We start from the raw sequence: 18,570 nt of genomic DNA, 5'->3' as shown, positions 1-18,570 counted from the left end.
GCGGCGGCCCTTTTCGTAAGGATCGACGATGCCCTACACTCCGCCAGAGCGCACCGAGTTCATCGGTTTGTATCCAGCCTTCTCCAGCGTCACCGAACCCGCATACGCCCACTGGTCCGCCGAGGCCGTGCGCCGCATCGCTCATTTCGAAGATTGCCTGGGGGAGGCCATGAACAGCGCGGCTATGCTGGCGATTGCGCACCTATTGACGAAGGCGGGGATCGGCACTGGGACAGAAGCACAGATGGCCGCAGAGGGTGCGTCGGGCTTCAAGTCGATCCGATCCGGCTCACTGAGCCTGGAGCGGTTTGATAACTCTGTGGACAAGGCTGGTGGTGATTGGGGGACAACCTCCTATGGCACTGAACTATGGCCGATGATCAAGGCGTGCATAGCCGGCCCTATCGTGTCGTCGACTGGCTACGTGCCCTGCGCGCTTGGCCCGTTCGGGAGGTACTGGTGATGGGCCTACTTGATGGCGGCCTGTCCCGCATCCTGACGCCGGTATTCGCCAGCTTCTATCTCCCGGCCACCCTCCACGCTGGCACCGGCGATCCGATCTATGACGACGAGACGGGCGAGATCATCGGCTACGAGGGCGGGGACGTTTCCTGCAAGTGCCAGATCGACGCGGCCACGGACGCGATGCGGCGGGCTCAGGGCTTTGCCGAGGGCGATGTGAGGTTGATCGTGCTGGCTCAGGGCCTGCCCGAGCTGACGAGCGACCACGAGGTCACAGTGCAGGGCTCGCGGTATCGGCTGCAGTCGGTGGAGCGGGATCCGGCGCTTTCACACTGGGTTTGTCGGGGGCGGAGGTGATGATGGCTCAGGATCAAACTCAAACGTTGGCGGCGTGTAGTCCATCTCAGCCATCAACTCAGGCAGAGCGCGATCTTGCAGATAGGCAGATGAGAGAGCGAGGCACCGTCGAGCCTCGTCTACGGCACGTTGCAGAAGCGCTTCGACGGGAGCGGAGGGATCGAACGTGAACCGCACCTTGAGCCTCGCGACCTGCGCGACTTCCCTGTCGTCCACCGTTTCCTCGGTCTTCACGACGATCTCGGCAAGCCATAGGTTACCGCCGATCGGCTGTAGGCTCTCGATGCTGAATAGGTCCATGTCCGAATCACCCTCCGTTGATGCCTCCAACCTCCCAAACAGCCAGATCGGAGTCGAGTCATGAAGCCTTCCTTCACCGACGCCGTGATACTGGCGTTCCTCGCCCGCCTTCAGAAGTACGAGAGGGGGCGGCGTGGATGATTACGACGTCGCCGACGCCTGCGCAGCATGAGCGCAAGCGTGCAGCGCAATCTGCGGCTTTACAAAAGGCCGTTTGAATATAGCTGAGCTATCATGTGAATTCGGTTGCGAGATCGCGTTCGCAGCCGGACGTTTTCGATGTGCCGCTCTACCGTTTTTGGAGTGATGTTCAGCTTAATAGCTGTCTCTTTTGAGGACAGCCCGTCCGCAATGCAGCGTAGGACGACTATCTGGCGAGCGGTAAGCTCCACATCTTTATTGCTCGTGTGTTTCTGACACATCTAGGTATTGCCCCATATTGTTTCCCCCGACCATTGAATTAACCAGGTTTCGAAATGATGCAACTTCAAACCGACCGTGAGACGCAGATAGAGGGGGGCTTCGTTCGTCCGTAGCTTTTGAGTGCTGCGAGTGCGCGTATGCGGGCATGGTAGAGCGGAGCGGAGTGTCGGAGAGGGGGCGTCGTGGCTAAGATCACTGGCGCCCCGAAACACAAGGCAACGCTGCGGAGATTGCGGAGCCCTGCGGCGCGTCGGGAGTACGGGAAGGCGATGCACGCTGCAGCCAATATGCTCGCAACCGAAGCTGCCATCAGTATCACGACAGGTGCGGTGGGCGGCAAGAACCACGTGCCGAGTTCGCCTGGAGAACCCCCAAACGCTGATACCGGGTTTCTGGACAGGTCGATCTTTGCCGAACAGACGGGCGAGCTCACGGCAATCGCTGGCGCCAATGCCTCCTACGCACAGGCGCTGGAGTTTGGCACCTCTAAGCTGCAGCCGCGCCCGTTCATGGCGCCCGCCGCAGAAAAGATCAGGCCCAAGGCGAAAAAGCTGGTGGAAGCCGCCCGAAACCGCGTGATCCGCGGCGGAACCCTCTAGGAGAAGAGACATGCCACGTATCACGTTCAACCACGATTATAACCATCGCTGGCCGTCTCGTGCTGTGACAGCGTTCAAGGCAGGCTGGACCGGCTCGGTTAAAGCCGAGGTGGCAGAGGCAGCTATTCCAAAGTACGCGACCGCCGCTCCGAAGTATGCTAAAGTGCTTGCCGATGGACGACTTCCCGACAGCGGACGAGGTGGAAAGCTGGCTCGATCTGACGATGCTGACCATGTGGGGGCCGTCGTTCGGGATCAGGTATTGGATGGGGCCGGCGAATGATAACCGCCCTCAGCCCAGCCTCGCCCTTGAAAACCCTGATCTTCCAGCGCCTGAAGGCGGATGCTGAGCTAGCCGCAATAGTCGGATCTCGCATCTACGTCTCTAAGCCTCCCGCAAACCCGCAGAAGCCTTTCATACGGATTGAAACGCCGTCAGGGTCGCCGCAGTGGTATGATGGCGGCGAAGGTGGATCTGAGATCAGCGGTGTAGTGACATCGTACACGGCGACGGGCGGGACTATAACCGACCCCGAAAAAGCTGCGGCTCAGATCAATGCTCACGTGATCCGCATCCTGGCTGCCACGGACGCCGTGCTAGAGGGCCCGGTCTCGGTGTCGATTGTCCCAACGCTCGATCAGGTATTCCGCGACCCAGAGGAAGCAGACGTCTGGAGCGGGTTTGTGCGATACAGCGCCTCGGCAACCTAGCGTCCGTAGAGGGTGCGTCAGGCCCTTCATAGGTTCTCCGCAAACTTGGAGGACCGCTCGTGGCCTATACCGACAAACTTCGTTCTACCCGTGTCTATATCGCCATCGGCAATGGCGCCGACCCTGAGGTATTTTTGCCTCTTTGCGGCATCACCTCGAAGGGTTTGACGCAGACCCGGGCGACCGATGACACCACGGACTGGGACTGCGAAGATCCGGACGCCACGCCGATCATCGTCCGCGACACGGGCGCTGCCGACTGGTCGATCAATGGCAGCGGCCTTCTCCATCGTCCTTTGCTCGCCACTGTTCAGGATGCCTTCGACAGCGCTACGCCGCTTACCTTCCGCTTCGTGTACGACGAGCCGACCACGAACCAAGTAATCGACGGATACTATGAAGGCCCTGGTATCGTGACCGAGTTCACCAACACCGCCGAGAACGGGCAGTACGTGAACGTCTCCCTGACGATCACCGGGGCGGGCAAGCTGAACTTCGTTGCGAATACCTGAGCGACGGCGTGAAGCGCTGGAGTACTTAGGTTTAGCCATCAGGTTTTTAGCTTTGGCAGTTTGCCTAGTGTGCTTTTCTTCTCCGGCTTCTGAGCGAGCGCTGCGGCTACGGCACCGGTTTCCTGAGGGGCAAGCCGCTCCTCTAAGCGATCCAGCTTTCTTATCACCTCGTCAAGAACCTCAAGTTGAGCTGGGCCCAAAGCCTCGAACTCGAATGAGGACTCTAGCCGTGCGACAATCTCGGCGTTCAAAGAGCGTTTCGCAGCGTCGGCGGACGCGACGATTGCATCCCTCAAATCAGCGGGAAGCCTGATCTTCATTTGCGCGTCTTCGCGGGACACTTCGAATCTCCAAAAGAATTTTCGCCGTATGCACCACGGTGGTGTTGACAGCAATGCACCACCATGGTTTAACAGCCTTGCACCACGGTGGTGCAAAGAGGAGATTATGAGCACACACCCGCAATTTAAACTGCGAGTGCCGCCTGACCTTCGAGACTTCATCCGTGCGAGCGCTGAAAGAAATCAGCGTTCACTCAATGGAGAGTTGGTCTTTGCGCTTCGCCAATACGAGAAAGCCAACGAAAAAGGCGCCTGAGCAACGGCCTCGTAAACCCGCTCAGACGCCTTTCGATTCAAGACAACCCTTAGGAGATTATCATGACTGCACAGGTCATAGCATTCCCGCGTGCCCGTGTCACGCCCTCAGCATCGACCTTTGAAATGAGCATCGAGCAGTGCGTCCGCTTGGAGCAGCGCTACGCCGACGCAGGCGATTGGGAGCAAGCCGCTTTCTTTATGAAAGCTGCTCGCATCCTCACGCTTGAGGCGCGGTACGGTCGCAAAACCGCGAACGACAATGTTGTGCCGCTGAGGAGGGCGTGATGGCCGTCGCTGAACAGATGGCCTTCAAGCTGGCCCTGACCTCGCAGGCGGCGTCAACCATGGGTTTCGACCCGAAGTGGGATGCTGCTGTAGCCAACTTCTTGCGCACTTTCTCTCTATGGCAAGCGGACGAAGAATACGGAGCTAAGGCAAAAGTTGATGAGGCGTGGCAGGCCTCGCATATCTTGCTAGAAAGCCGCTTCGGGAAGGGATGGAAGCACCATCCGGACGCCGCCGCTGAGGTTGAGCAAGCCGATGCGGCATATCAAGCGGGAGAAGATGCCCATCACGAGGCGTTTGTCGCCCCATACTGGAAGGCGCTTCGTGATTTAGCGGGGACGCCAGCACCGAGCATTGCCGCAGCCACCTTCAAGCAACTTCTCATCCAGTCCGAGGAAGTCTGGAACGATAGCGCGATGGAAGTGGACTGCATGCAGATCGTGGTGGAGGACTTCACCCGGCTCGCGGCGTGACCGTCCGTAGTTCTTCGCGGGCGAATACCTCATCCCGAAATTACGGACTTGGAGGATTGCAACCTACCCTCCGTATCCTCCCACGGGAGGTTAGCCGGGACGGGCCAGCAGGTGGGCGTGAGAAAGTCATCTGCCAACCCGTCCCATTTTCTCGCGGGCACAGGATGCCCAACGAAAGGACGCCTCATGTCCGACATCTCAAATACGCTGCCGAGCGCATTCGGCAACCCTTCAGTCCAGACCATGAGCAGCCGCGAGATCGCGGAGCTGTGCGAGAAGGAGCACAAGAACGTCATCCGCGACGTGCGGACGATGCTGGATGCTCTCAGGAGTGATGGCTCAGATTTGAGCCATGTCGAGGAAGTCACGGATTCTCGCGGCTACACCCGAGAGTTCCTGCTTGATCGCGACCTGACCCTCACTCTGGTGTCAGGGTACAACATCCAGCTTCGGCATCGGATCATCCGCCGACTTGACGAATTGGAATCCAAAGCTCGTCAGCCGGTCGATCCCATGGCCGCGCTAAACGACCCAGCGGCAATGCGCGGCATCTTGCTCTCCTACACCGAGAAGGTGCTGGAGTTGCAAGGCGAGGTCGAGGAGATGCGCCCTCAGGTTCAGGCGCTAGAACGTATCGCAGTGTCGGAAGGCTCGATGTGCATCACCGATGCCGCGAAGACGTTGCAGGTTCAACCAAAAGCCTTGTTCCAATTCCTGGACTCGCATGGCTGGACTTACACCCGGCAGGGCGACAACACCCGCATCGCGTATCAGGCGAAGTTGCAAGCCGGGCTGCTGGAGCACAAGACCACAGTTGTTACTCGATCAGATGGCTCGGAGAAAACCACCACGCAAGTTCGCGTCACGCCGAAGGGGCTGACGCGGCTCGCAAAGGAATTCCCTCCCGTCGCGCGAGCGGCTTGACCATCAAGGGCGGCTCTTCGGGGCCGCCCTTACTTCTGCTGCAAGTCTTCCGCCACAGCCTCACTGGCGGAATATTCAGCTAATCTGTCGATGGTTTCGTCTCTCGTCAGCCACCAGAATAAAGCCGCGATAGCAAGTATTACCAGCCAGAATGTACCCCACCGCTCGCGTGAATGCTCGCGCCGCCCTACTTCGATCTCGTGGCCGTCAAATGAGCTGCCGCAGTACGGACACTTGATGGCCTTAGCGTCGATCCGTTTGCGGCAATGCGGGCAGGTTTTCACAAGTCGCTCCGTCCGTAGAGACGCGCATGGCTGCCACATAGCGTCCTGTCATGCAAACCAGCATCTCCCTTCCTTTCGCAGACGGCGAGTATATTTTTCGCCTCCCGGTCAAGCAGATCATCGAGATTGAGGGCAAGGCTGGCCTGATCGACGCCGTGAAGCATCGCTTGATCCATGGCGGCTTCGGTATTCGGGATGTCACCGAAGTAATCCGGCACGGCCTTATCGGCGGTAAGGAGGGCTTCGTGAACGGGGCTTCCGTCTCCGTGAGTGAACTGCGCGCTAACATGCTCGTCGAGGCCTACGTGGAGGACAAGCCTCTCGCTCACTCCGCCCAGATCGCCCGTCAGATAATCGCCGCCCTCTACGTGGGCTACGACCCGGCCACCGAGGACGCTCAAAAAAAAACAGAGCAGGAGGAGGTGCCGGCCAACCTCTCGACTGGGGGCTCTTCCTCAGTAACTGCCGAAACCTCGGCCTGACGCTCGCGGACGCGGAGCGCCTTACCATGCCCGAGTACATCGCTCTCATCCACTACCGCAGCGAGGAAGAGAACGAGCAGGGGCCGCCGCCAAGCTCCGATGAGGTCACCGCAGCCTTCGCCCGCATGGAGATGGCTGGAATTGCAAAGGTTCACTGATGCCAGTCTCTGAACGCGTCATCGTTGAGCTTGAGGCCCGCCTGGGCCGGTATGAGGCAAATGTAGCCCGAGCCGAGCGCAAGTTCGATGCGGCTATGGGCAGCATCCAGCGCAGCGCCACGGCGACAGAAGGTCTGGTCGGCCGCGCCATGTCGGGCATTACCGGAGCGCTTGCGGGCGTATCGGTCATCGCCTTGGCCCGCACCTTTCTTGAGATCGCGGACGCAGCCAAGAACCTCGATGCGCAGCTTCGCCTTGCTACGAACGGCTTCGGCTCTTTCTCGCAGGCACAGCAGGATGTTCGCCGGATTGCTGCGGACACGCGGTCGGGCTTGGCTGAGACGGCGGCCCTCTATGGCAATTTCTCGCGCGGTGCCAAAGAACTAGGGGCCGATCAGGAGGCCGCCGCTAGGGCCACCGAGACTTTCACCAAGACCCTGAAGATCAGCGGCGCTGATGCAAATCAGGCGGCTTCGGCTACCCTGCAGTTCGGCCAGGCACTCGCGGCCGGTGCTTTGCGGGGCGACGAGCTGAACAGCATCCTTGAGGCGTCCCCCCGTCTCGCCCGCCTGCTGGCTGAAAGCTTCGGCATGCCGATTGGCAAGATCAAGGAGCTTGGCGAAGAGGGCAAGCTCACTTCTGATAAGCTTTTAGACGCGCTGACGAACCGCAAGTTCACTGAAGGGGTGGATCGTGAGTTCCGCGAACTTCCCGTCACGTTCGGCGATGCCATGACGCAGATCGAAAACGCCGCTATCATCACCTTCGGCGCTTTTGACAGGGGCGGTCAGTTCTCCACCGCGCTCGCTAACTTTGTCATGGATGGCAAGGATGGCTTCGAGGACATGGAGGCAAGTGCCGTCGAGGCCGGTATTGGCATCCGCGCCGCCATCGAAGGCCTGGCGGGGTCCTTCGGGCCAATTCTCAGTGAAGCTCAGGCCTTCTTCAATTACGTCAATACCGAGCTGCGAAATCTGAGCGGAGGCCGCATCGATTTCAGCAGCAAAGGCGTCAATATCGGTCGCGACATAGACAAGTCTCTCGGCCAAATCGATGCCGTCACGGACTGGTTTGCGAATAAGTCATACATCGGCCAAAAGCTCAACGGTACCTCCTTCGACATCGGCGGCTCTAACTTACAGGGTCGCTACCGGCAGGGGCGTGACGCAGCCGAAAGTCGCCTTCGCGGCGAACTCGGCGAGCGCGCTGCAAGCGACATCGTCGGGCAGTACTTTGATCGCTTTGGTAATCCTGCCAGGAATTCCCGGGGAGCAAGCCCCTCAGGCCCCAGCGATGCCGAAAAGAAGAAGGCTGCAGCGGCGGCCCGGAAAGCTGCCGCCGAGGCCCGCCGTGCCGAGGCCGAACGTCTCCGGGCCATCCGCGAAGATGCCTCGAACGCGCGTGACGCAGCCAGCCTTCAGGACGACATCAACGCGGCCCGTGCTGCCCTTGCTGTGGCGGCTGAGGACGTTCTCCGCTTCAACCTGCAGTCCATCGAGAGCGAGAAACAGCAGCGCACCGCAGAGTACGAAACGCGCTTCAAGCTGGGCCAGATCAGCCAGCAGGAGCTTTCCGACAGGATCGCTGCGGTAAACGAGATTGCCGACCTGCAAGCCCAGCGTGAGCAACAGCTTTATGCCGAGATCAGGCGCCAGGAAGACTTGAGCCGTGCGCAAGCTGGCATCAGGGACAACAGCGACCTCCTGCGCGCTCAGGCTGACCTCGTGGACTCCCGGAAGGCGCGCCGGGACATAGAGCTGCGGCTTCTCGACCTCGCCTACGAGCAGGAGCGGAACGAGCTGGAGGCGGTCATCGCCAGCGGCACCGCGACCGCTGCGCAGAAGGAGATCGCCGAACAGCGGTTGCGCATCCTCGGGCAGCTAAAGGGCTATGATGCGGAACGGATCAGCCGGGACGTGGAAGGGCCGTTGGCGCGGTATCGCCGCGACCTTGGAAATCCTGACCGGTCACGCGATGAAGTCGAAGATGCTGTCGTAGGCGAGTTGGAGAGCGTTCGCGACGGCATATCTTCGGCGGTCCAGAAGGCGTTAGGGGTAAAGAACCCCATCCTCGCCGCGCTGATCAACTCCTTCATCGAGCAGCAGCTTATCAAGCCGATCATGGATGGTGTGGCCGGCGCCAGCGGCGGCGGCGGCTTCTTCGGCTCTGTCGTGGGCGCAATCGGCGGCTTGTTCGGTGGCGGCCGCGCCATTGGCGGTCCGGTGCGGGCCGGGGTAGCGTACGACGTCGGCGAGAACGGCCGTGAGCGCTTCATCCCCCAGCAGGCTGGCGTGATCGTCCCGAACCATCGGCTCAAGGGGAATCGTGGCGGCAACACCGTCATCAGCGCTCCGCAGTTCAATCTCGCTGGCGCCGTGATCACGACCGAACTCTACGCCGACATGCAGCGGATATCGGAGCAGAGCGCTGCTCGGGCAGGTTCGCGAGCATATCAGCAGTCCATGAAAGATGCTCCCGGGGCAGTTTCCCGCAGGCAGCGCTATGGCTAGACGCTCTTACATCCTTCGCATCGCCTCGACACCGACCTGTTATCTGTGGACAGGCATAGGCGATCTGGAAACGCCGCCGGACAAGGTGGATCCGCTTGGGGCCCGGTGGCTGGGCAGCGGTGGCATACTGACGATCCCGGCGCTCAAGTCCATCATCAACGGCGTGGCAGAGCGGGTTGAGTTCGTCCTGTCAGGCGTAACCGCCGAAACGCTGCGCCTTGCCCGCTCAGACCTGCCGACAATACGGATGGCCGAGTGCCGAATCGGATATGTCGAGTTCGATGAAGCATGGCAGCTCGTTGGCGCTATCCGGTGGGAATGGATCGGGCTCGCTGATGCTCTTCGCGTGCAGAGCAGAAGTGGGGCAGAGAGCCGAAATCGGACCATCTCTCTCATGGTAGGGTCTGCCGATACCTTTCGGGCCAACCCGAACTTCACGTACTGGACTGACGCGTCACAGCGCATTCGTTCCGCGGATGATGCGTTCTGCGATCATGTCGCCGCGATATCGTACAGCGTCACTCGTCGGTTTGGCCCGAGATGAGCGTAGGCCGCTTCCTGAAAGCCGCGTCGTGCCATCCCTGGAAGTGGGGGGAGCATGACTGCTGCGCGCTTCCCGCCCGGTGGCTGGGCGTAAACCTGCCGCCTTATAGCACCCAAGCCGAGGCAGAAGGCATGATAGCCGAAGCAGGCGGCCTCGTCGCGCTGTGGGAGAGTCGCGCTCCAGGTATCGCGGAGCCTGTCGAAGGAGAGCCCCAGCCCGGCGATGTAGGGATCATTGAGATCCTTCCGCCAGATGAGGAGCCAGTGCAAATCGGCGCCATCTGGAACGGCCGGCGCTGGTCGTTCGTGCCGCGCGCTGGCGGCATCGCTGCTACCTCCGCAAAAGCCCTCAAGATATGGAGGCCGCTTTGCCCCAGATCGTAATCCCGATCATCGCCCAAGCTGGCCTTTCGACCTTCGCAACCCTTGGCATTGCGGTGGCATCGATCGCTGCTACGGCGTTCGTCACCAGCCTGTTTGCTCCGAAGGCGCCTAAACCGGACGCATCAGAGCGAACTATCAAGGTGCCGACACCGCCCCGGATCTGGATCCTTGGCAAGCGTCGCTCCTTCGGCGCCCAAATGCTTTTCGTGAATACCTCGGAAAGTGAGACAGTGGACGTATGGGCGTTCTGCGAGGGGCCGGTTCATGCGGTGACCAAGGTCTACCTCAATGATGACCCGGTCACAGTCACCAACGGGGTCGTTCAGAAGCTCAGCGACGGGTCTTATGACGACGGCCGCGTCTTGGTGGGCTGGAATCTTGGGGCCCTGATCGAAACCGCCCACGCCCCTGTTGTCGAACGCGTAACCGACTGGACGGCCAATCACCGCGGCGACGGAATCGTCTCAGGATACATGATCAAGCGCGGCGTGAAGTCTAAAAACTTCCTCGACGTGTACCCGCAAGGCGACAACGTAAGCATGTCCTTGGCTATCGAAGGGCGGGCCTGCCATGACCCCCGCAACCCGGCGAGTGATCCCGCAGACCCGAGCACCTGGGCCTACACAGAAAACGCAGCGCTGCATTTGCTGTGGTACTTCATGGCTTATCGCGGCTTCGATTATGGTGAGAAGATAGCGCCTCGCATCCAAATGTGGATCGATGCCGCGAACGATTGCGATACGCCGGTGCCGCTCAAGGCGGGCGGGTTCGAGCCGAAGTATCGCAGCGCAGTCATGTTCACCGCCGATAACGAGCCGAAGGACATCGAGGCTCAGATCCGGCAGAATTTCGACGGCTGGACAGGGCGTGATGAAGACGGCTGCGTGGTCGTCCATTCCGGCGTCGTCTACACGCCGACAGTCAGCATCGGGCCTGATGACATCGTTGATTGGGAGCTGCAGGACTTCGTCGAGGCCGAGAACACGCTGAACGAAATCATAGTTCGGCATATCTCGGAAGCTCACGATTTCAATATGGTGGAGCCAACCCCGTGGCGCGATGATGCCGACATTGCCCTTCGCGGCGAGGTTAGCACCACGAACGACTATCAGGTGCCGTCCCATACACAGGCCCGCCGCCTGGCAAAGCGCATGATGGCGAGGGCCAACGCGTTCCAGCGCGGGACGATAAAGCTCGTCTTCTCAGCCCGGGCGGCGATGGCCGAACGCTATATCAACTTGCGGATCGCTGAAGCTGGTGAAGTGTTCTTTGATGGTGTCGTGGAGATCATCGGGGGCGAGAGGGATTACGAAACGGGCGGCGTTGTGCTGGAGTATGTGTCGGTTGATGGGAATTTCGACGCATGGAACCCGGCGACGGAGGACGGCGAGCCTGCGCCCCTGACCACAAAGGCGTATGTCAGCCCGACCGAAACCCCCACCATCACGACCGCTACCGCCGAACTCGACGCCACCGGCACCGGAGCGCGCGTCCGCATCATTGTGGAGGGCTACGACCGGGACGATATCACTTGGTTTGCACGGTGGAGGTCGACCACGGACGCTGCGTGGAACGAGCAGGAATACACTGACATCGACCCGGGAGCGGCGGCGCTGCTTGTCACCAGCGTCGTGCCTACCGAGATCGCGGTAGACGTCGCGGTCGCGTACTCCACGGGCGACGGGCGCACCTCGGAGTGGTCGCCTACAGTCACCGTCAGCACGTCGACGGCAGGTCTTGCGCCGGGGCCAAACACCGCCTTTACAGCGACGGGCGGTGTTGGCGAGGCTACGGGGAGCTGGTCCAACAGCGCATCTTCGAACTTCGGTCATTCAGAGCTTTGGGCGGGGCCGACCACGAACTTCGCCGATGCCTCGCAGTTGGGAGCAGACTACACCGGCCCCCGGAACACGACCGAGGCGTTCACCCAGTCACTGGCAGCGGGGACGCACTATCTCTGGACGGTAGCCTTTAACGCGGCAGGCACTGCGTCGTCGCGTACTGGGCCTGTCGAGGTTACCGTGACCTAGCCGTCCGTAGAGGGAAGGGCGGGCGCGTGGTGGGGTTCGGCCATGCCCTTGCCGATTTTCCCTGTCCATGAGTTCAACCCTCAGGCCATCAAGGCTGATGTGACAGTCGCGGAGATTTCCGGCGGCACTTCACTTTCGGGCTTGGAGGACGTCATCCTCACTGATGGCGGCGGGAAGTGGGATATCACCTATTCCGGCATCACCCTGCGGACGCCTCGGCAGATCCGGCTCTGGGACATGTGGACCAGCTTCATGGCGGGAAACGTGTTCCTGGTCCCGCTGGTATCCCTTCGCACCGCACCGCGTCCGTCAGCCGGCGGGGGGCTTGCCCGCGTGTCGCAGCTTTATGCCAACGACCCAGACTACCCCACGGTCGTTCGTTACGCCTCTCCGTATATCGTGGCGCAGCTCGTGGAGCCGATCCCCCTTAGGGCCACGCAGATGGCCATCAACGTCGCTCAGGGCGCGCGTATCCAAGGCGGTGAGCGGTTCAGCATCAATGGCCGAGCCTTCAAGATTGAACGGGTACTGTCACGCTCGGAGCAGACTGCCACTGTTCGGACATCACCCCCGTCGCGGGAGGCGATAGGTGCCGGTGCCGCCGTCAACTTCGAATGGCCGGTAGTGCAGTGCCGCCGGGTCCCGGGGCAGGACTTGGCCGCGAACCTCACCATGAGCCGATACGGCGAGGTTGCCATCTCTTTTGTTGAGGATTTCAGCGATGCGAACTGAGCGACTGGATCTTCGCGTCTATCGCAACGCGGATTATTACGAAGGCTGGCAGCTTCGCGACAGCGTGGGTGTTCCCCTCGATCTGACTGGCGTTGCGATGGCTCTTAGTATCCGCGCTGTCGCCGGTCAGGGAGCCGTGATCGCCTCGGGCGAGGTCGACATCTACGATGCGGCGCATGGCATGTTCACGGTGAAGATCGACGGAGCAGCCTTGGCCTCAGTCGCAGGCCCCGGAGAGATCGTCCGTCTCGCTTACGATCTTCGCGTGACCTACCCGGACGGCGTGCAGGCCATCCCTGTCGCCGGTCAGATCATCCTTACCCCCGGAGTGACCTACTGATGGCCGTCAAGATGACCCCCAGCGTCAGGATCGACGTGTCCGGTGCCCGCGGCGAAAGCCAAGCCGACATCCTCCGGCGCACGGGGCAGTTTGGGGTACTGCCGACTGACTCCGATGAAGAGGCGGTAGGCAAGCTCAATGCCGACGCGGCCCAGAGTGCAGGGTTTGCCGAGGAGTTCAGCGGCCCCGCCTACGCGACCGTAGCTGAAGGTGAAGCTGCAACCGCTACCGGTCACTTCTTCCGCGTCCCCATCGCGGGCACCAACCCCGTCGAATACAAGCGATATGAGCGGACGGCGGGTGGCTCGGTTGTGGCGGCGTCTTTGGCAACTACCGCGGCCCTTGGCGCGCCAAATGGCGCTGCATTGATCGGCCTTCCTCAAGGGGGGACGGTTGCCGGCGCGATAGGATGGGTCACGCCCCAGATGTTTTTGCCCGCTGGTGTCGTCACGACCGACGACTGGTGGCCGCTAGTTAAGGCCGCGTTCGCTTTTGCAAACGCGCTAAAGCGCACCGGCGCCACGGCAAACATCTTTCACCCTGGCTGCGCGGTGGTCATTCCAGGTGGGCGCTATCTACTCGCGAGCATAGACGGTGAGCTTGCTATCGAGTGTGATGTGATCGACCAAGGCGGTTCGTTCGTCGTCCCGTCTGACTATGTCGGAACCGTGTTCCGGGTGGGCAGTGCAACTCCGGGGCAAATTGTGGCTGAGGCCAAGATATCCCTTCCTGAGCTAACGCGCGTCACCGGCGTGATCCCGAGCGGCAGTATCGGCCTCAAATTGATGAACCTCTATAGCTCGACCGTGATGATGCGGCGGATCGAGTATTTCGACAAACCCTTTGCGGCTCGCCCTACCGGGTTTGGTTGCGCCTACAACACGATCCACCTTGGCCAATCGTCATCGGGTAACGTCATGTTCGACGCAGAGCCCCAGGATGGTGGTTGGTTCAACGCCAACACCATCATCGGCTCCAACTGGTATCTGTCGGGTAACCGAATTCCAGGCAAGCGCTTCGTCCGGCTTGACGGCTCAGACGGGCATGAAGTGTATGGCAATCTCTTCATCGGTTTGGCGATGGAGGGGGGCGGCGCGGAGTTCGCCATCGAGGGACGGAACGCAATCAATAATGTGTTCTTGCGGCCTTATATGGAAACGGGGCAGGCTGGGATTGCTGTCACGGTTGCCGGCCCGACGCTGACACATGCCGCGCACGATCTGTCGGTCGGCGAAATGGTGACTTTCCTGGCTACATCTCTTCCGGGGGGCATGGTGGACACCCAGCCTTTCTTCGTGGTCGCAACCCCGACTGCCGATACCTTTCAGGTTTCGCTCGATCGCGACGGGGATCCAATCACCTTCACGAGCAGCGGCATGGGCGTCATTTATTTCCAGGCGATGCGCTGTCGGTGGGATGGTGAGGACGGCATGGTCACCACCGGCAATGCGCTTCTCCACCGCGCCGCACCGCTCATTTCGCCCATCGATCATATCCAGACCGGGCAAGCGCTCAAAAACGGCGAGGAAAGCGTCAACCTGCGCTTTTCCGAGAACTATTCGCCGAGCGATATCCCGGCGTTTCGCGCCCGCAATACCTTCGCCAGTGATACAATCTCGCGCGTCATGTTCGCGGCCTATCCGCCGAACATCGATCCGCAGGCGAACCCTACGTTGTGGAAGGCAGGCCTCTCGGATCGGGGGCTTCTGTTCAAGAACAACGACGGCACCATTGCGGGGCGGCTGTGGTTCGACGGCGGCTTCATCTTCTACGAACCTGCCAATGCGGGGATTACCCGCACCATTGCGCCGAGCACTCGCACGCTTGGCGGGCCGCTGGCACTTGGGGCCGCCAACGTCCCGGCCAATGGCGAGCTTGCCGTCACGGTCACCATGGCTGGCATCCAGGTGGGCGATCATCCGGTGCTTGGGTGGGTTGATGATCTGCCAACCGGAATCAGCGTGCAGTGGGTCCGCGTATCGGCGGCGAACACACTCAAGATCAGCTTCCGAAATCACACCGGCGCAGGCATTGACCTGACCGGAGCGGATTTCAGCGCCCTCGCAACGGTTCAATACAACTGATGGGGTGCGAACAATGACGCGCGCGGGCGTGTTGCCAGGACAATCCTTCTCCGATGCCACGCGCAACGGAAAGATTTTCATCGCGACAAGTACGGCAATTTCACCGCCCCCATCGGCGCGCTGCGCGTGAGTGGCACCAGCAACTGGACCGTCCAGGGCGGGCGACTAACGCCGGGTGAACTGGTCCAGAATTTGAACACAACGCCCGGCGAGCCGGGTTTGTGGCTGTCTACGCGCTATTCCAAAGATGTCGGCAACACATACAGCCTTTGCTCCACCACTGCGGGTAGCCCAGTCATCACGAACGCAGTGGTGGGCACGTTCTTCCTCTGTGAAGTAGGCGACTATGTGACCGTTTCTGCCGGATTTGGCGATGCGGTGACGCAGCGCCGCGTGATTGACAGAACTCCCGATCTCACTTCGATCACACTGGACAGCAACGCAACTTCGACGGTGACGGGCACAGTTACGGTCTCGACCGAAGCCCACAAGCTGATCCCGCTCGGCCAGCAAGGCCACCGGGAAATCGGCCTCGATCCGGTTGGAGCCATCCTGCCTAATTTCGTCGGTGAAGAGCTGCTCCGAACAGACACTGCCAATTGGTACAAATCAACGGGCATGACTGTAGCAAATTGGAAGTTGCTGACATGAGTTGGCCGAGCTTCTGCTTCGAAGTGGAGTGCGGGTGATGGATTCCCCACGGCGAAAGGTCGCCCATGATCGACGATAACCCTTTGATGCGCTGGCTCTGGCCGCTCCTGGCGAGCCTAGCCGGTGCCGTTACCGCGCTCTCGTTTCGGCCCTACAAGAAGATGTCCCCCATCGACATCTTCATGGCGCTGTTCGTGGGCACGACGTTCTCCTGGTTCGTGTCGCCCGTCGTCGCCCACGCAACCCTTGGATACACCCCAGACGGCATCCGGGGCATCGGTGCAATATTCTACGTCATGGCGACGGGGAGCAACGTGCTGATCCCCTTTGCGGTCCAGCGGCTCAAGAAGATCTTCGGTGCTGGCCTGCCGGAGAACGAGCTATGACAGACGTTCTGATCTTCGACGCGCTGAACGTGATGGCCTCGCTCATCGTGTTCGGCATTATCGCCTTCAAACTGATGACGCGGGCCGAGCGGTTCACGCCCATCGAGCGCTTTGGCATGGCTCTCCTAGCCGCCGGGTGCGTCATGACCATTGGGCCTATCACCCACCGGCCGTCTCCCTACGATGATTGGGCCGCGATGCTGATGCGGATGGGCGCGGCAACGTACTTCGTCGGGCGCATCACCCGGCACCGCTACAACAACTGGCAGATGCGCCGGCAGGCAAGGAGGCGGATGTGACCGACCTGAAAGCGATCCAAGCCCACGTCGGCGTTCCCGCTGACGGCATCCTCGGGCCCGCCACGCTGGCGGCCATTGCGAAGGCGCTGGGCATCACGTCTACGGGAATTCCCGTGGACCCGTTCGCCCGCGCCCTGTCCCTCATCCTGCGCCACGAGGGGGGCTTCGTGAACCACCCCAAGGATCCGGGGGGCATGACGAACCTGGGCGTCACGCGCAAGACGCTGGAAGGATGGCGCGGCCGCGCTGTCACTGAGGCCGAGATGCGCGCCCTGACGCCCGCTGCCGTCGCCCCAATCTACCGCAAGAACTATTGGGATGCCGCCCGCTGTGACGATCTGCATCCGGCCTTGGCGCTGTGCGTGTTCGACTTCGCGGTGAACGCTGGTCCCGGTCGGGCAGTGAAGCTTCTGCAGAGCATCGCGCACGTACCTGTTGACGGCGCTATTGGCCCGCAGACCATCGCCGCAGCCAATAAGCTAGACCCCGCAGATGCCGCGCGACGCTACAGCGAGGCGCGGCGGGCCTACTATCGATCGCTCTCCACCTTCCCAACGTTCGGCAAGGGCTGGCTCCGCAGGGTGGATGAGACGGAAGCTGAAGCGGGGAGGTTGCTGTGAACGAAACTCTCTCCCCTTTGGATCGCGTCCGCAACTGGCTGGCGATCTTCCTCGTTGGCTCCTTCGTCGGTGCCCTGGTCGTGTTCGTGTTCATCGGCATCCCGGAGACGAACAAGGACATCGTGACGTACATGGTGGGCCAGCTATCGGGCATGACCACGATGGCGCTCGGCCTCTATTTCACGAACAAGCTGGGGCAGGAGACGCTGGACGCCAAGCGGAGCGAAACGACCGGCAAGCTCGCTGACGCCGTTGTATCGGCAGCGGGTGACGGCAAGGCTCTGCGCGAGGGTGACACCGTGACGCTGGATAAGCAGCCATGACCTACCCCCGCCCATCACCCGACCGCTCCCACGATGAGCATCAGAACGATATGGCCGCATGGATGAGGACGACCGTCGATGCGATGAATCGTGCTCATGATCCCCTGCATCGCGCCCTGGCCGGGTTTCTTGGCGTTGAGAGCCACGCCCTGCGCATGGCCGCCGGGGAAGAGCTTACGGAGCGCGAGGCTCACCTTGCCGGGATCGAGGAAGAGGCAGTCCTCTTCTGCCAGCGCTGGCTCCATCAGGCAGGAGGGACGGTGCCATGATCTTCGCCTTCCTCCTGCGCCTCGGCATCCCCGAACGCCTCCACCGCGCCCTGACCTATGCAGCCATCGCGCTCGTCTGCCTCGCCCTCGCCTGGTGGTGGTTCCGCGAGCACGACGCCAAGGTGATCGAGCGGCACCGGGACGAGATCCAGCGCAAGGCTGCGCCGGCCAGCGAGCGCGCTGCCGAGGACCGGGCACAGGACGCGATTAACAACATCGTGGCTGAGAGGTCGCGAGAGGCTGAGATCGCCAAGGCCGAGGCGGCAGAGCAGGCCAAGGCACCGGAAGCTCGGGCGACCATCACGCCGCAGAACCGGGCGCTCAACTGCGAGCGGTTGAGGCGGGCCGGGATGACGGGTGAGAAGGCTTACAGGGAGATGTGCCGGTGATGCTGCAGCGGACAACAGGGAATCTTCGTCGTCGGTGGCGCCAACGGCTGTCTCGCTGCAGCAGCCTTGAGGCTCGCACGGCATTGGCAGGCTGTCTATGCCTCTTAATAGTCGCTTGCACCGATCTGCCTCGAATTGGCACACCGCCCATCGCCGACATACAGGCCGCCACCGAAGCCAAGCCGAAGCCGACCGCAGCCATCCTCACGGGCCCCGCTGCGGACGCGCTCTACAATTCAGCCGTGGAGGGCTGGGGCGATAGGGTACGCGCTGCCGGCGTCAGGCTGTGCCGGTTCTATCGGGATGTTGGGGTTAAGGTGGAGTGTGGGGGATAGCGCTGGAAAAGAGACCCGGCGCTCGTGGCTGGGGGGTAAGGTAACTGGAGCGCCGGGTCATAGAGGGAGCCTCTAGCCTAAGGTACGCTCTCAACACGCCCCCGAG

At 61.3% G+C, this 18,570-nt stretch carries 29 protein-coding genes; 25 read left to right on the top strand and 4 right to left on the bottom strand.

All coding sequences use genetic code 11. The annotated features are described in order from the left end of the window. Nucleotides 1-28: 28 nt before the first annotated feature. Nucleotides 29-463: a DUF4054 domain-containing protein gene (locus tag C2R25_RS09675; protein WP_103728985.1), complete on the top strand. Its 435-nt coding sequence runs from the start codon at nucleotides 29-31 to the stop codon at nucleotides 461-463. Then, a complete protein-coding gene (locus C2R25_RS09670; protein WP_103728984.1) occupies nucleotides 463-819 on the top strand; it encodes a hypothetical protein in 357 nt (118 codons plus the stop codon). The genes C2R25_RS09675 and C2R25_RS09670 overlap by 1 nt, the downstream gene beginning before the upstream one ends. Here C2R25_RS09670 and C2R25_RS09665 read toward each other — a convergent pair. Together C2R25_RS09665 and C2R25_RS09660 are read right to left on the bottom strand one after the other, a co-directional pair. Beyond that, nucleotides 790-1,119: a hypothetical protein gene (locus C2R25_RS09665; RefSeq protein ID WP_103728983.1), complete on the bottom strand. Its 330-nt coding sequence runs from the start codon at nucleotides 1,117-1,119 to the stop codon at nucleotides 790-792. The two genes, C2R25_RS09670 and C2R25_RS09665, sit on opposite strands and share 30 nt — an antisense overlap. Nucleotides 1,120-1,319: 200 nt before the next feature. Further along, a complete protein-coding gene (locus C2R25_RS09660; RefSeq protein WP_103728982.1) occupies nucleotides 1,320-1,541 on the bottom strand; it encodes a response regulator transcription factor in 222 nt (73 codons plus the stop codon). A 183-nt stretch (nucleotides 1,542-1,724) separates the two neighbouring features. Between C2R25_RS09660 and C2R25_RS09655 the strand changes: the two genes are divergently transcribed. From C2R25_RS09655 to C2R25_RS09645, 4 genes are read left to right on the top strand one after another with little or no spacing between them, the layout of a single operon-like run. Next, nucleotides 1,725-2,141: an HK97-gp10 family putative phage morphogenesis protein gene (locus C2R25_RS09655; RefSeq protein ID WP_199183804.1), complete on the top strand. Its 417-nt coding sequence runs from the start codon at nucleotides 1,725-1,727 to the stop codon at nucleotides 2,139-2,141. Nucleotides 2,142-2,151: 10 nt separating this feature from the next. Next, nucleotides 2,152-2,424, top strand: a complete 273-nt coding sequence (locus C2R25_RS20200) for a hypothetical protein (protein ID WP_146049646.1) — start codon at nucleotides 2,152-2,154, stop codon at nucleotides 2,422-2,424. After that, the gene (locus tag C2R25_RS09650; protein WP_103728981.1) at nucleotides 2,421-2,852 is read left to right on the top strand and encodes a DUF3168 domain-containing protein; all 432 of its coding nucleotides are present in this window, start codon (nucleotides 2,421-2,423) and stop codon (nucleotides 2,850-2,852) included. The genes C2R25_RS20200 and C2R25_RS09650 overlap by 4 nt, the downstream gene beginning before the upstream one ends. 59 nt (nucleotides 2,853-2,911) lie before the next feature. After that, on the top strand, nucleotides 2,912-3,364 hold the full coding sequence (locus C2R25_RS09645) for a phage tail tube protein (RefSeq protein ID WP_103728980.1): 453 nt from the start codon (nucleotides 2,912-2,914) through the stop codon (nucleotides 3,362-3,364). Nucleotides 3,365-3,402: 38 nt separating this feature from the next. Here the strand turns inward: C2R25_RS09645 and C2R25_RS09640 are convergent, their stop codons facing one another. Continuing rightward, nucleotides 3,403-3,705, bottom strand: a complete 303-nt coding sequence (locus C2R25_RS09640; RefSeq protein ID WP_199183803.1) for an Arc family DNA-binding protein — start codon at nucleotides 3,703-3,705, stop codon at nucleotides 3,403-3,405. Nucleotides 3,706-3,733: 28 nt separating this feature from the next. On the opposite strand from C2R25_RS09640, the gene C2R25_RS21310 reads away from it, so the two are divergent. The 4 genes from C2R25_RS21310 to C2R25_RS09620 all read left to right on the top strand — a co-directional run bounded on the left by C2R25_RS21310 (nucleotide 3,734) and on the right by C2R25_RS09620 (nucleotide 5,645). Next, entirely contained in the window at nucleotides 3,734-3,961 is a 228-nt protein-coding gene (locus C2R25_RS21310; protein WP_369825702.1) for an Arc family DNA-binding protein, read from the top strand. Between the two features lie 62 nt (nucleotides 3,962-4,023). Further along, nucleotides 4,024-4,248, top strand: coding sequence for a hypothetical protein (locus C2R25_RS09630; RefSeq protein WP_103728977.1), 225 nt, complete (start codon nucleotides 4,024-4,026; stop codon nucleotides 4,246-4,248). Continuing rightward, nucleotides 4,248-4,721: a hypothetical protein gene (locus tag C2R25_RS09625; protein ID WP_103728976.1), complete on the top strand. Its 474-nt coding sequence runs from the start codon at nucleotides 4,248-4,250 to the stop codon at nucleotides 4,719-4,721. Before C2R25_RS09630 ends, C2R25_RS09625 begins: the two co-directional genes overlap by 1 nt. Before the next feature lie 186 nt (nucleotides 4,722-4,907). After that, a complete protein-coding gene (locus C2R25_RS09620; RefSeq protein WP_103728975.1) occupies nucleotides 4,908-5,645 on the top strand; it encodes a phage antirepressor KilAC domain-containing protein in 738 nt (245 codons plus the stop codon). Between the two features lie 29 nt (nucleotides 5,646-5,674). Here C2R25_RS09620 and C2R25_RS09615 read toward each other — a convergent pair whose 3' ends face one another. Next, nucleotides 5,675-5,929, bottom strand: a complete 255-nt coding sequence (locus C2R25_RS09615) for a hypothetical protein (RefSeq protein ID WP_146049645.1) — start codon at nucleotides 5,927-5,929, stop codon at nucleotides 5,675-5,677. 50 nt (nucleotides 5,930-5,979) lie between these two features. On the opposite strand from C2R25_RS09615, the gene C2R25_RS09610 reads away from it, so the two are divergent. The 15 genes from C2R25_RS09610 to C2R25_RS09540 all read left to right on the top strand — a co-directional run bounded on the left by C2R25_RS09610 (nucleotide 5,980) and on the right by C2R25_RS09540 (nucleotide 18,129). Beyond that, nucleotides 5,980-6,411 carry a gene transfer agent family protein gene (locus tag C2R25_RS09610; RefSeq protein WP_103728973.1) on the top strand — a complete coding sequence of 144 codons (432 nt, stop codon included), beginning with the start codon at nucleotides 5,980-5,982 and terminating at the stop codon, nucleotides 6,409-6,411. Between the two features lie 26 nt (nucleotides 6,412-6,437). Next, the gene (locus tag C2R25_RS21160; protein WP_255400456.1) at nucleotides 6,438-6,569 is read left to right on the top strand and encodes a hypothetical protein; all 132 of its coding nucleotides are present in this window, start codon (nucleotides 6,438-6,440) and stop codon (nucleotides 6,567-6,569) included. Beyond that, complete coding sequence (locus C2R25_RS09605) at nucleotides 6,569-9,079, top strand: tape measure protein (protein WP_103728972.1); 2,511 nt, start codon at nucleotides 6,569-6,571, stop codon at nucleotides 9,077-9,079. Before C2R25_RS21160 ends, C2R25_RS09605 begins: the two co-directional genes overlap by 1 nt. Further along, the gene (locus tag C2R25_RS09600) at nucleotides 9,072-9,623 is read left to right on the top strand and encodes a hypothetical protein (protein WP_103728971.1); all 552 of its coding nucleotides are present in this window, start codon (nucleotides 9,072-9,074) and stop codon (nucleotides 9,621-9,623) included. Before C2R25_RS09605 ends, C2R25_RS09600 begins: the two co-directional genes overlap by 8 nt. A 367-nt stretch (nucleotides 9,624-9,990) precedes the next feature. After that, a complete protein-coding gene (locus tag C2R25_RS09590) occupies nucleotides 9,991-12,036 on the top strand; it encodes a hypothetical protein (protein ID WP_146049644.1) in 2,046 nt (681 codons plus the stop codon). Nucleotides 12,037-12,078: 42 nt separating this feature from the next. Then, nucleotides 12,079-12,768 (top strand): hypothetical protein, encoded by a 690-nt coding sequence (locus C2R25_RS09585; protein WP_103728968.1) that lies wholly within the window; start codon nucleotides 12,079-12,081, stop codon nucleotides 12,766-12,768. Further along, nucleotides 12,758-13,108 (top strand): hypothetical protein, encoded by a 351-nt coding sequence (locus C2R25_RS09580; protein ID WP_103728967.1) that lies wholly within the window; start codon nucleotides 12,758-12,760, stop codon nucleotides 13,106-13,108. The genes C2R25_RS09585 and C2R25_RS09580 overlap by 11 nt, the downstream gene beginning before the upstream one ends. Next, a complete protein-coding gene (locus C2R25_RS09575) occupies nucleotides 13,108-15,192 on the top strand; it encodes a hypothetical protein (protein WP_103728966.1) in 2,085 nt (694 codons plus the stop codon). The genes C2R25_RS09580 and C2R25_RS09575 overlap by 1 nt, the downstream gene beginning before the upstream one ends. 126 nt (nucleotides 15,193-15,318) lie before the next feature. Beyond that, on the top strand, nucleotides 15,319-15,843 hold the full coding sequence (locus tag C2R25_RS09570) for a hypothetical protein (protein WP_146049643.1): 525 nt from the start codon (nucleotides 15,319-15,321) through the stop codon (nucleotides 15,841-15,843). A 65-nt stretch (nucleotides 15,844-15,908) separates the two neighbouring features. Next, a complete protein-coding gene (locus C2R25_RS09565) occupies nucleotides 15,909-16,229 on the top strand; it encodes a hypothetical protein (protein ID WP_103728964.1) in 321 nt (106 codons plus the stop codon). After that, on the top strand, nucleotides 16,226-16,528 hold the full coding sequence (locus tag C2R25_RS09560) for a hypothetical protein (protein ID WP_103728963.1): 303 nt from the start codon (nucleotides 16,226-16,228) through the stop codon (nucleotides 16,526-16,528). Before C2R25_RS09565 ends, C2R25_RS09560 begins: the two co-directional genes overlap by 4 nt. Further along, nucleotides 16,525-17,148, top strand: a complete 624-nt coding sequence (locus tag C2R25_RS09555) for a glycoside hydrolase family 108 protein (RefSeq protein ID WP_233203887.1) — start codon at nucleotides 16,525-16,527, stop codon at nucleotides 17,146-17,148. The genes C2R25_RS09560 and C2R25_RS09555 overlap by 4 nt, the downstream gene beginning before the upstream one ends. Beyond that, nucleotides 17,145-17,471, top strand: coding sequence for a hypothetical protein (locus tag C2R25_RS09550; protein ID WP_146049642.1), 327 nt, complete (start codon nucleotides 17,145-17,147; stop codon nucleotides 17,469-17,471). Before C2R25_RS09555 ends, C2R25_RS09550 begins: the two co-directional genes overlap by 4 nt. Continuing rightward, nucleotides 17,468-17,740: a hypothetical protein gene (locus C2R25_RS20955; RefSeq protein ID WP_146049641.1), complete on the top strand. Its 273-nt coding sequence runs from the start codon at nucleotides 17,468-17,470 to the stop codon at nucleotides 17,738-17,740. The genes C2R25_RS09550 and C2R25_RS20955 overlap by 4 nt, the downstream gene beginning before the upstream one ends. Next, a complete protein-coding gene (locus tag C2R25_RS09540) occupies nucleotides 17,737-18,129 on the top strand; it encodes a hypothetical protein (RefSeq protein WP_103728960.1) in 393 nt (130 codons plus the stop codon). Before C2R25_RS20955 ends, C2R25_RS09540 begins: the two co-directional genes overlap by 4 nt. The last annotated feature ends 441 nt before the right edge of the window (nucleotides 18,130-18,570 follow it).

It is taken from the genome of Novosphingobium sp. HII-3 (assembly GCF_002916655.1).
GTDB lineage: Bacteria > Pseudomonadota > Alphaproteobacteria > Sphingomonadales > Sphingomonadaceae > Novosphingobium > Novosphingobium panipatense.
Note: the sequence above shows the minus strand (reverse complement) of the source record. Positions and strands in the feature narration are given on the sequence as shown.

What these genes read in the sequence shown, in the direction of transcription:
- C2R25_RS09620 (WP_103728975.1), top strand. Translation starts at nt 4,908, where the DNA reads ATGTCCGACATCTCAAATACGCTGCCGAGCGCATTCGGCAACCCTTCA.
- C2R25_RS20200 (WP_146049646.1), top strand. Translation starts at nt 2,152, where the DNA reads ATGCCACGTATCACGTTCAACCACGATTATAACCATCGCTGGCCGTCT.
- C2R25_RS09670 (WP_103728984.1), top strand. Translation starts at nt 463, where the DNA reads ATGGGCCTACTTGATGGCGGCCTGTCCCGCATCCTGACGCCGGTATTC.
- C2R25_RS09605 (WP_103728972.1), top strand. Translation starts at nt 6,569, where the DNA reads ATGCCAGTCTCTGAACGCGTCATCGTTGAGCTTGAGGCCCGCCTGGGC.
- C2R25_RS09660 (WP_103728982.1), bottom strand. Translation starts at nt 1,541, where the DNA reads ATGTGTCAGAAACACACGAGCAATAAAGATGTGGAGCTTACCGCTCGC.
- C2R25_RS09575 (WP_103728966.1), top strand. Translation starts at nt 13,108, where the DNA reads ATGGCCGTCAAGATGACCCCCAGCGTCAGGATCGACGTGTCCGGTGCC.
- C2R25_RS21310 (WP_369825702.1), top strand. Translation starts at nt 3,734, where the DNA reads ATGCACCACGGTGGTGTTGACAGCAATGCACCACCATGGTTTAACAGC.
- C2R25_RS09650 (WP_103728981.1), top strand. Translation starts at nt 2,421, where the DNA reads ATGATAACCGCCCTCAGCCCAGCCTCGCCCTTGAAAACCCTGATCTTC.
- C2R25_RS09600 (WP_103728971.1), top strand. Translation starts at nt 9,072, where the DNA reads ATGGCTAGACGCTCTTACATCCTTCGCATCGCCTCGACACCGACCTGT.
- C2R25_RS09585 (WP_103728968.1), top strand. Translation starts at nt 12,079, where the DNA reads ATGCCCTTGCCGATTTTCCCTGTCCATGAGTTCAACCCTCAGGCCATC.
- C2R25_RS09625 (WP_103728976.1), top strand. Translation starts at nt 4,248, where the DNA reads ATGGCCGTCGCTGAACAGATGGCCTTCAAGCTGGCCCTGACCTCGCAG.
- C2R25_RS09665 (WP_103728983.1), bottom strand. Translation starts at nt 1,119, where the DNA reads ATGGACCTATTCAGCATCGAGAGCCTACAGCCGATCGGCGGTAACCTA.
- C2R25_RS09675 (WP_103728985.1), top strand. Translation starts at nt 29, where the DNA reads ATGCCCTACACTCCGCCAGAGCGCACCGAGTTCATCGGTTTGTATCCA.
- C2R25_RS09580 (WP_103728967.1), top strand. Translation starts at nt 12,758, where the DNA reads ATGCGAACTGAGCGACTGGATCTTCGCGTCTATCGCAACGCGGATTAT.
- C2R25_RS21160 (WP_255400456.1), top strand. Translation starts at nt 6,438, where the DNA reads ATGCCCGAGTACATCGCTCTCATCCACTACCGCAGCGAGGAAGAGAAC.
- C2R25_RS09540 (WP_103728960.1), top strand. Translation starts at nt 17,737, where the DNA reads ATGATCTTCGCCTTCCTCCTGCGCCTCGGCATCCCCGAACGCCTCCAC.
- C2R25_RS09560 (WP_103728963.1), top strand. Translation starts at nt 16,226, where the DNA reads ATGACAGACGTTCTGATCTTCGACGCGCTGAACGTGATGGCCTCGCTC.
- C2R25_RS20955 (WP_146049641.1), top strand. Translation starts at nt 17,468, where the DNA reads ATGACCTACCCCCGCCCATCACCCGACCGCTCCCACGATGAGCATCAG.
- C2R25_RS09630 (WP_103728977.1), top strand. Translation starts at nt 4,024, where the DNA reads ATGACTGCACAGGTCATAGCATTCCCGCGTGCCCGTGTCACGCCCTCA.
- C2R25_RS09610 (WP_103728973.1), top strand. Translation starts at nt 5,980, where the DNA reads ATGCAAACCAGCATCTCCCTTCCTTTCGCAGACGGCGAGTATATTTTT.
- C2R25_RS09565 (WP_103728964.1), top strand. Translation starts at nt 15,909, where the DNA reads ATGATCGACGATAACCCTTTGATGCGCTGGCTCTGGCCGCTCCTGGCG.